Source organism: Nodularia chucula CCY0103 (genome assembly GCF_963923915.1).
In the GTDB taxonomy this organism is placed as follows: Bacteria; Cyanobacteriota; Cyanobacteriia; order Cyanobacteriales; family Nostocaceae; genus Nodularia; species Nodularia chucula.
Map to the genome: position 1 here is coordinate 1 of NZ_CAWUOL010000132.1, position 9,558 is coordinate 9,558.

Genomic DNA, 9,558 nt, shown 5'->3' on the forward strand with positions numbered 1-9,558 from the left:
ATACCTCCCCGTATTTTCTCTTAGTCTTGTTCAGAAATCAAATAGGAGTCCTATAATAATATATAATTAGGATATAAGATAGTTAAAATTTTTCCCTAAACATTCAATGAGGATATAACCATGAATGCTTTAACTGTCAATTTGAAATCAGTAATAGAAATGACTGATGAGCAGTTTTTTCAACTATGTCAAAATAACCGGGAATTGAGATTTGAAAGAACTGCAAATGGGGATTTAATAATTATGCCACCAACGGGAGGAGAAACAGGAAATCGTAATGGAAGAATCACTCAACAATTAATGAATTGGACTGATGCTGATGGTACTGGCATCGCTTTTGATTCTTCTACTTGTTTTAAATTACCAAATGGTGCAGATCGTTCTCCTGATGCTTCTTGGATCAAGTTAGAAAGATGGGATGCTTTAACTGATGAAGAAAGACAAAAGTTTCCTCCCATTTGTCCTGATTTTGTAATTGAGTTACTTTCTCCTAGTGATAGTTTGAAGACTACACAGGAAAAGATGACGGAATATATAGATAATGGTGTGCGTTTGGGGATATTAATTAATCGTAAATCTCGTCAGGTGGAGATTTATAGAACTGGTAAGGAGGTTGAGTTTTTGGATTCTCCTGCTACAGTTTCGGGGGAAGATGTTTTAAAGGGTTTTGTTGTGAATTTGGGGATGATTTGGTAAAATTAGACAGGTATTTATTTAGCTAGGTAAATGATTTTAAGTTCGATGATTTTCGGCAATAAGAATTTTTTAGCAGAAAACTCGGATTCTGTGGGGGTTTTATCCTATATCTAACACAAAATGATATAGAAAACAACATAATTGTTAGCAAATCTTAACAAAGAATGCAGATTCTCTCACCTGATTTTAAATTTTGTTTACATAGTTATGCTGTTATGTGACAAAACATTGACACTGAGAATACTGTGATATTTTGACTTAGGCGATAGCGAAGCGCTGACTGAAGGTATCGCTTGCGGCTCAATTCAGCCTTTAGACCGCAGTTAAACTGAACAATAAGGAATAACCTTTCAAATGACGATTACTTTCTTTGAACTTTTAGGTTTAGTAATTGAGCGTGAAATTGACTTCATAGCAGATCACTTAAACAAGTCAGTAGATGAAATATATGAGCTTATTGTGGAAGAGGCTGAACGTAATCAAGCAGAATGGTACTCTAACCGAGTTCCCAATTTAAACTATCAATATCCTGCTTGCCGACTTGCTTATCTCTATATTGTTGCTGCGGCTAATTCCAGTACCTTTCAGTATGTTCTCGAATCTGATCAAGACTTAAATCAATATGTTTTGGGAATTGCAAAGGAACGTCATGAGGTAAAAATTTGTGCTTTTGGTGCTGGACCAGGTACAGAGTTGTTGGCAATGGCAAAATTTTTCGCTCAACAAAATCTTGGACATAGTATTAGTGTAGACTTTCAACTACTTGACAGAGTTGAGGAATGGACAAGTTCTTGGTACGGAATCAGGGATCAAATTAATGATTCTTTCAGAAAATTATATGGGACGAATCGATCTACATGGCCTATGATACCATCAGGTAATTTTTTGGCTTGCGATGTTACTCAGTTAGATCGACTTCCCTATCTTGGTAATGTTTGGGGACAAGATGTATATGTAATAAACTTTTTGCTATCTGAGGTATTTAATGATGATCCAGGATTAAGAGCCTTTTTAAGCAAGGTTGCTGAATTTGCACCTTCTGGTGCGCGTTTTGTATTTATAGAGAGACGCGGTTTTATGTGGCAAAACCGCATGGCTAATATTGCCGCAGAATCAGGATTATTACTTTCACCCTTTATAAAATCTCAAGGCAGACTTGAAGAAGATCCTATAGCATTAGGACAGGTATACAATGTTCTTCTTGATAGAAGGCAACCACGCTTAACTTGGGATGTAGTCTACAGCATTGGAATTAAGCAGTGATCTGAAACCAAACATCCTTATGCTTTATGGAATATTATAGCGATACACAACTGTCTCTTAGTCTTTGGAATGAGGAAGAGATATTTTCGTCTTTAGAAATAAAGCATTTATCTATTCCTGATGCAGAAGTCGAGTTGTATTCGAGTTGCTTTTCTGGTAACGAGAGCGACAAAATTTTTCAAACACTCTTGTCTCAAGTTCGCTGGGGGCAGGAGAAAATCAAATGCTATGGGAAAGAAGTAGATATACCAAGACTAACTGCGTGGTATGGAGATGCTGGTAAACGCTATGTTTATTCAAGAATAGCGATGGAACCAGAACCTTGGCTACCAGTATTACTCTATATAAAAAGCCGAGTTGAAGAGATAGCTAAATTCTCATTTAACAGTGTTCTTCTTAATTTTTATCGTGATGGGCGGGATAGTATTGCATGGCATAGTGATGATGAACCAGAACTGGGAAAACAACCAGTTATAGCTTCTCTCAGTTTTGGAGGAGAGAGAAAGTTTCAACTTAGGCATGAAGTTAAAAAGGAGCAGGAGAAAGTAGAGCTTAATTTAACTCATGGTAGTCTCTTAATCATGAAAGGCAAGACTCAAGAATATTGGCGGCATCAAATACCTAAAACTAAAAAGCCTGTAATGCCAAGAATCAACTTAACTTTTAGGCTCATAAATTAGTGCGATCGCCATTTAGGTATAAGTTGGAATTGCGATCGCCTAAAATTGGGGTATTTGTGAGCGATAGCGAAGCGCTCCTTACAATAGTTTAGGAATAAGTTGGGAGAGCGATCGCCCCTACTTTTAAATAAAATAGAATCAGATAACCACAAAACCACACTATGACTTCACGACTCGAAAATGCGATCGCTGCTATCCAACAGCTATCATCCACAGAACGTCAACAACTGTTGCAAATCTTTACCCAAAGCGATTTATCCTCACACTCTCAAACCGATCTTAAAAATCTCAGTCATCAGTTTTGGCAAGATACCACACTCAACGAACTACTCGCCACACAGACCCCTATCACCGTACATAACCTCAAACATCTCGCTGCTGACTTTTGGCCTGAAGAAGACTCCATCGAAGATTTTCTCACCTTCCTACGACAACAACGCAAAGAAGTGATCTAACCAAACGCCATGAGTTTTTACCTCATTGATACTGATATCGCTTCTTTCATCTTCAAAGGTAGTGATTATGCCGACCCTTACTTACCATATTTAACTGGTCAAGAATTAGCAATGTCATTCATGACCGTAGCTGAACTATTTCAGTGGGCAATTTTGCGTCAGTGGGGCGATCGCCGTTTCACACAACTAGAACAATACCTATCTAACTACTTAATTATTCCAGTTGATCAATCACTTTGTCGAGAATGGGCGTATGTTCGTGCCAAGCGACAAAGCGCAGGACGACCAATATCTCCACAAGATGCTTGGATTGCTGCAACAGCTTTACGCTATGACTTACCGCTAGTTACTCACAACATCAAAGACTTCTTGGATATTCCCAATCTACGGCTTATTACCCCTTCATCCTAATTATGAAGGTCATAAGATGGATTCAGATACAGATTTATTAACTGTTTCTGGTGATTGAGTTTCCAGGTATGATCTGACCGCTTCACTAATAATTGATTCTGGTGATTGACTTCGTTTACTAGCTAGATTTATAAGGTTTTTAAATTCTGTTCTGGATTCCAGTTAAATGTAGATTTTATAAGGTAATTTATCTCTTATTAACCACAATTAATATTATAACAAATAAGTGCAATTTTTTTAACTAAATTGTTCGTGTAGTGTATTATAAAGATGTGATATCTTGTTAGGTATATGTGAGATATAAGCCCTGAACTTAAATAATCTAAAACTAGATAACATACTACTGCAATGCGATCGCATATCTTGTAAGGTGCGTTACATTTCATTAATGCACTTTTTTAGGCGTTGCTGATTTCATATATGAAAATGATGTGACGTGATTTCAAAACCCTTCCAATGAATAATGAGTAAACCAGTTGATATTCTGATTCTTTCTAATGGCCCTGGGGAAGTGACTACATGGGTGCGTCCTGTTGTCAAGGCTTTGCGGGAAAAACTAGGGAATGATCGTTCTGTGGTGCGGGTTTCTGTGGTGTTGTCCCCTTGTCCAAATGCGAGTGGTAAGGAGGCGGCGATCGCCCTTTCTTATCCAGAAGTAGATAGAGTTCAAGCAGCAGAGCATTTTTGGCGGTTCTTGCTGTGGGGTAAGACTGTGGAAAATTGGGAATGGCGGGATCGCGGTGTGGTAGTTTTCTTGGGTGGTGATCAAATTTTTCCCGTAGTCATTGGCAAAAAACTCGGTTATCGCACAGTGGTTTACGCAGAATGGGATGCACGGTGGCATAATTTGATTGACCGTTTTGGAGTCATGCAACCCAAGGTAGCTGAGAAAGTTTCCCCCAAATATGCCCACAAGTTCGCTGTGGTGGGAGATTTGATGCTGGAGGCGCAGACCGTTGAGCAGGTTTTCACTCCTGACTCTGATTCCAAAACTGAGATTATTGGTTTACTTCCTGGGTCAAAGGCGGCAAAATTAGCCCAAGGTGTGCCATTATGCTTGGCGATCGCCCAATATATTCACGCTCAAAGACCCCAAACCAAATTTGTGATTCCCGTTGCGCCGACATTAGATTTACAAACTTTAGCCAGTTTTGCCGACTCGGAAAAAAACCCTTGTGTGAAGATATTTAACAGTTTCTCAGCTACTTTAGTTGAATCTGAGTATCCGGTGCTGAAAACTGAGAAGGGTTTGTTTGTGGAATTGTGCAGAGAAAATCCCGCCTATCAACTATTATCTCAATGTACAATCTGTTTAACCACCGTAGGGGCAAACACAGCTGAACTCGGTGCTTTAGCTGTACCGATGATTGTTTTAATTCCCACACAACAACTGGATGCGATGCGTTCTTGGGATGGTTTACCAGGAATATTAGCTAATTTACCTGGGGTGGGTTCTACCTTTGCGAAGGTGATTAACTGGCTGGTATTAAGTAAAAAAGGTTTATTAGCATGGCCAAATATCTGGGCGCAGGAAGAGATAGTACCCGAATTGGTGGGTAAACTCCAGCCAGAAGAGGTAGCAGAAATGGTTTTAGACTTTTTGAATCATCCCGAAAAACTAGACGCAATTAGGGAAAAATTACGCAGCGTCCGGGGAGAAAGTGGTGCAGCCCAAAAGTTAGCCAGTTTAGTTAGTGATATTTTATAAATTAGCCTTGGCGACTAGAAGTCGCGGCTACACAGACGAAACCCACCTGCGTGGGTTTAATTAATCGGGAAAACTGGCATTTTGTCTACCAAGTTCATAGACACCAGCAATAATACAAGCCATGATACCCATGCTGATGCCCCAACTGCGTCCTAAGCTAATTTCTATCAGCCAGTTGGATAAAGCACCACTTACTAGAAAAGGAACAATGCTAAATAGGGAAGCATAAAAGGCGTTTTGGGATTCTCTGGCTTCCCGTGTCTTTTCAAATTCGCTTTGGCTGGTGTAAAGCGATCGCTCGGCAAAATTAAACCAGCGATTCAACAGCTCAATGATTTTTTCACGCAGTGAGGAAAAAACTAAGTATAGGGCTAATGACCATAAAGTTGCACCAGCGATCACGACGGTGTTGACTTCAAACTGGAAGGGAAAAATTTCAGTCATCATGGCTTGGGGATGTCCTGCAAATGGCCAAGTTAACTATAAATTGACCTTTTTAGCAATTTTAAGCTGAAATGCTGGCAGAATTTCCTTGAGTTGCTAAATATCTGATTTCTGCTATGGGTATTATAGCTGGGGAGTAGGGAGTGGGGAGTGGGGAGTGGGGAGTAGGGAGTAGGGAGTGGGGTAAAAGCCTTTCGGTGTCTAACTTTTATGATCAGTTTATTTCCTAATGTATATGCGTAGTACCATAACAGAGAAAAAAGCACATTCTACACCTAGAGATTAGAAAAATATAGAAAGTTTCAACGCCATTCATAGCAATAGTTTTAACCAATTTGAGGAGGGTTTAAATTGCAGATGAGGGGCTGGCCACTGCAATCATTTATGCCCAAAGGAGAATTACAATTTGGGAGAGAGATCCCTGTGGCTAGGGATCAATCAATTAGGCGATCGCTGTATACTATACGGAACTGCGATCGCTTCCCTCGTCAACATTCACTACTCTTGTTTGCCATTGGTTGGTGCTGATGATTTACTAAATAGAAACCACCATAGCTCTAAACCAATTAAGGCTAAACCGCCAACAGTGACACCAACTTTCAATGCTAAGGGTTGCTCAATGGCTGGAAATTCCTGAGTTTCTCCCGATGGCATTGCGGCTGATGCTGCTCCTAGAAATAGACTGAAAGCGGTCAGACTAGCCCAAAGTATATTTTTGTTGAACATTGGTTGAATTATTGTACAGTTACAGAGACGACTTTTGGTTTAAATTTACGCAATCTCAGCGCATTTGTAACCACAGATATAGAAGATAAGGCCATTGCAGCCCCAGCGAGAATGGGATTTAGCAACCAACCAAAGAAGGGAAACAGGATTCCCGCAGCTACAGGAATACCAATCACGTTGTAAATAAAGGCAAAAAACAGGTTTTGGCGAATATTGCTAATGGTAGCCCGGCTGAGTTGAATAGCGGTGACAATGCCTTGTAAGTCTCCAGATATGAGAGTCAGATCACTAGCGGCGATCGCCACATCTGTTCCCGTACCAATGGCAATTCCCACATCTGCTTGCGCCAGTGCAGGTGCATCATTAATCCCATCACCCACCATCGCCACAATTTTGCCCCTTTCCCCTTGCAGAGATTGAATTTTGGCAGCTTTTTGGTCTGGGCGCACCTCTGCAAAAACTCGCTGAATGCCAACTTCTTGGGCGATCGCCTCCGCAGTTTGACGATTATCTCCAGTTAACATTACTACCTCTAAACCTAACTTTTGCAGTATTTTTACTGCCCCTACCGAGGAAGGTTTGAGAGCATCCGCAATCCCCATCACACCTTGGATTTCCCCATCTACAGCCATTAAAATTACAGTTTTACCCGCAGCTTCCCAGGCTTGTTTATATTCCTGGAGGGTATCAGTATTAATTCCCAATTCCCCCATCCAACGCTGTGTACCAATTTGTACGAGGTGTTCTGCAACCACAGCTTCCACACCACTACCTGCAACTGCTACAAAATTATCAGCTTCAGTTAAACTCACCTCTTGGGATTGGGCATATTTTACCACCGCCTCAGCCAAGGGATGCTCAGAATTGCGTTCCACAGTGGCCGCCAACTGTAAAAGGTGGAGTTCATTATGATTAGCTGTACCATTAACAGAGACAAAATCTGTCACCGTGGGTTGACCTTGAGTCAAAGTCCCAGTTTTATCCAGAACAATAGTTTCAATTTTGTGTGCTAACTCTAAGCTTTGGGCATCCTTAATTAAAATACCATTTTCTGCACCTTTACCAGTCCCCACCATAATTGATGTGGGCGTAGCTAGACCTAAAGCACAAGGACAGGCGATAATTAACACACCCACCGTGGTCATGATGGCTAGGGTAAAGTTACCCATGAAATTAAACCAAATCACAAAAGTAGCGATCGCGATCGCCATCACAACAGGTACAAACCAGCCTGTGACTTGATCAGCTAACCTTTGAATAGGGGCTTTAGAACCCTGTGCTTGTTGTACAAGTTTGACAATTTGCGCCAAAAACGTATCCTTTCCCACCCTTGTCGCCCGAAACTGAAAACTCCCAGTTTTGTTAATCGTCGCCCCAATCACCTCATCTCCTCGTTGCTTCCGCACAGGTAAACTTTCACCAGTCACCATCGCCTCATCTACCGTAGAAGCACCAGTAATCACCTCACCATCCACAGGAATTTTTTCCCCAGGGCGTACCAAAATCAGATCATTAATTCTGACATCCGTAATGGGAATATCCATTTCCACACCATCACGAATCACCCTAGCATTTTTCGGTTGTAAACCAATCAGTTTATGAATTGCTTCCGAAGTTTTTCCCCTAGCGCGATGTTCTAACAATCGCCCCAGCAAAATTAAAGCAATCACCATTACCGAGACTTCATAGTATACATGAGGGATTAAACCCTGAGCCGCAAAAAATCCAGGAAACAGAGTGACAAACACAGAATAGAAATATGCTGCACTTGTACCCACAGCCATCAGGGTATCCATTGTTGCTGTATGGTGTTTCATGGCCTTCCAGCCATTAACATAAAAACTCCCACCACACCAAAACTGTACCGGGGTAGTTAATACTAACTGTACCCAATAATCATGAAGAAAAGCGGGAATGAAATGTATATGTAACCCAGTCATCATGGGTATGGAACCCACAAAAATAATTATAGCGATCGCACCCGCCACAATTACCTTACGCAGCATTTCCCGATCTTCCGCTAACTGAATAGCTGTTTCCGCCTCATCTTCTCCAGCAAATACGTCTTCTTGAACCAGAAAAGAAGAATATCCCGCCCCATCGATAGCACCTTGAATTGTCTTTAAATCAGTGCGTTGGGAATCATAATTAATTGTCGCCTGTTCAGCCGCAAAGTTAACATTGCAATCCATCACCCCAGGAACCGACCGAATTGCTTTATCGACATTGTTCGCACAAGAAGCGCAACTCATACCGCGCAGTTTCAGAGTGAGAGTATCCATGCTAAGTAAACCACCTTGACTGATGTAGGGGATCTGTTGCATATTTTGGAATTAAATGTGCAACAGCTGATGAGTTTTAAGCCACTGGATAACCAGCAGCAGCTAAAGCATCCTTAATTGTGGCTTCTGATGCTTGAGTTTCTACGCTGACAAACTTGGTTTCGGGATCGGCTTGAATGGTAGCATTGGCATCAACAGCTTTAACTGCATTAGTAATATTGTTGGCACAAGCAGAACAAGCCATATTGGGAACTGTGAGTTTAAGTGTCATAAATTGCAGCTGTGAAATTAAAGAACTATACAAAGTCTACAAAGCCATAGTCAGCGCTTCAGCTTTGCTTCTACCTAATATTCATCCTAAACTCTCCACCCAACTAGAGAGTACATCATACTTTACAAATCTTCAAATTAAAAATCAGAATCAGGCGATCGCCAGCCCAATCCCAAAAATTATTCATGCCGATCTACTCAATCACTTATAACTAAAGTAGATGGACTAAAGTAACAAAATCCAACATCTCAGTTAACCCAACAGAAAAGTATCTAATTTATATATAATTTCCTAGTCTAAGAAAGTAAAAAATTATCTGCGTCCATCTGCGTTTAATTATTACTACCTGTACCTCAATTGCATGGAAATTGCTCTAAATATTCATCGAAACTTAATATCAATTAACCAAAATTTCAAAAAAAAAGGCTTGGATCAACCAAGCCCTTATGTATACCAAGCATTTACTACACCAATAGTAATTTAAACTTTCTATGCCTTTAGTTCATCCTCCTAAAGACTGTATGCAAATAACCATAAAACTGATAAACAATGTAGTTTCAATCATAATATAGGAATCCTATTTGAGTTTTGAACAAACTCCGTACATCTGAAGAGTGGCAAA

The 9,558-nt window shown here is 40.5% G+C and carries 10 protein-coding genes; 6 read left to right on the plus strand and 4 right to left on the minus strand.

Going from position 1 to position 9,558, the window contains the following annotated elements; all coding sequences use genetic code 11:
• Positions 1-120 precede the first annotated feature (120 nt).
• The 6 genes from ACM0OP_RS22660 (at position 121) to ACM0OP_RS22685 (ending at position 5,213) form a co-directional block, all read left to right on the plus strand.
• Positions 121-696, plus strand: a complete 576-nt coding sequence (locus tag ACM0OP_RS22660; RefSeq protein ID WP_414530670.1) for a Uma2 family endonuclease — start codon at positions 121-123, stop codon at positions 694-696.
• A 354-nt stretch (positions 697-1,050) separates the two neighbouring features.
• The gene (locus tag ACM0OP_RS22665) at positions 1,051-1,959 is read left to right on the plus strand and encodes a hypothetical protein (RefSeq protein WP_414530671.1); all 909 of its coding nucleotides are present in this window, start codon (positions 1,051-1,053) and stop codon (positions 1,957-1,959) included.
• Positions 1,960-1,985: 26 nt separating this feature from the next.
• Positions 1,986-2,639 (plus strand): alpha-ketoglutarate-dependent dioxygenase AlkB family protein, encoded by a 654-nt coding sequence (locus ACM0OP_RS22670; protein WP_414530672.1) that lies wholly within the window; start codon positions 1,986-1,988, stop codon positions 2,637-2,639.
• A 161-nt stretch (positions 2,640-2,800) separates the two neighbouring features.
• Positions 2,801-3,094 (plus strand): hypothetical protein, encoded by a 294-nt coding sequence (locus tag ACM0OP_RS22675; RefSeq protein ID WP_414530673.1) that lies wholly within the window; start codon positions 2,801-2,803, stop codon positions 3,092-3,094.
• A 9-nt stretch (positions 3,095-3,103) separates the two neighbouring features.
• Positions 3,104-3,505: a type II toxin-antitoxin system VapC family toxin gene (locus ACM0OP_RS22680; RefSeq protein ID WP_414530674.1), complete on the plus strand. Its 402-nt coding sequence runs from the start codon at positions 3,104-3,106 to the stop codon at positions 3,503-3,505.
• Positions 3,506-3,968: 463 nt separating this feature from the next.
• On the plus strand, positions 3,969-5,213 hold the full coding sequence (locus ACM0OP_RS22685; protein WP_414530675.1) for a glycosyltransferase family protein: 1,245 nt from the start codon (positions 3,969-3,971) through the stop codon (positions 5,211-5,213).
• A gap of 60 nt (positions 5,214-5,273) precedes the next feature.
• Here ACM0OP_RS22685 and ACM0OP_RS22690 read toward each other — a convergent pair whose 3' ends face one another.
• The 4 genes from ACM0OP_RS22690 to ACM0OP_RS22705 form a co-directional block, all read right to left on the minus strand.
• On the minus strand, positions 5,274-5,660 hold the full coding sequence (locus ACM0OP_RS22690) for a hypothetical protein (RefSeq protein WP_414530676.1): 387 nt from the start codon (positions 5,658-5,660) through the stop codon (positions 5,274-5,276).
• Positions 5,661-6,155: 495 nt separating this feature from the next.
• Positions 6,156-6,383 (minus strand): hypothetical protein, encoded by a 228-nt coding sequence (locus tag ACM0OP_RS22695; protein ID WP_414530677.1) that lies wholly within the window; start codon positions 6,381-6,383, stop codon positions 6,156-6,158.
• Positions 6,384-6,391: 8 nt separating this feature from the next.
• Positions 6,392-8,665 carry a heavy metal translocating P-type ATPase gene (locus ACM0OP_RS22700; protein WP_414530679.1) on the minus strand — a complete coding sequence of 758 codons (2,274 nt, stop codon included), beginning with the start codon at positions 8,663-8,665 and terminating at the stop codon, positions 6,392-6,394.
• A 76-nt stretch (positions 8,666-8,741) separates the two neighbouring features.
• Positions 8,742-8,936, minus strand: a complete 195-nt coding sequence (locus tag ACM0OP_RS22705; protein ID WP_414530678.1) for a heavy-metal-associated domain-containing protein — start codon at positions 8,934-8,936, stop codon at positions 8,742-8,744.
• Between the last annotated feature and the right edge of the window lie 622 nt (positions 8,937-9,558).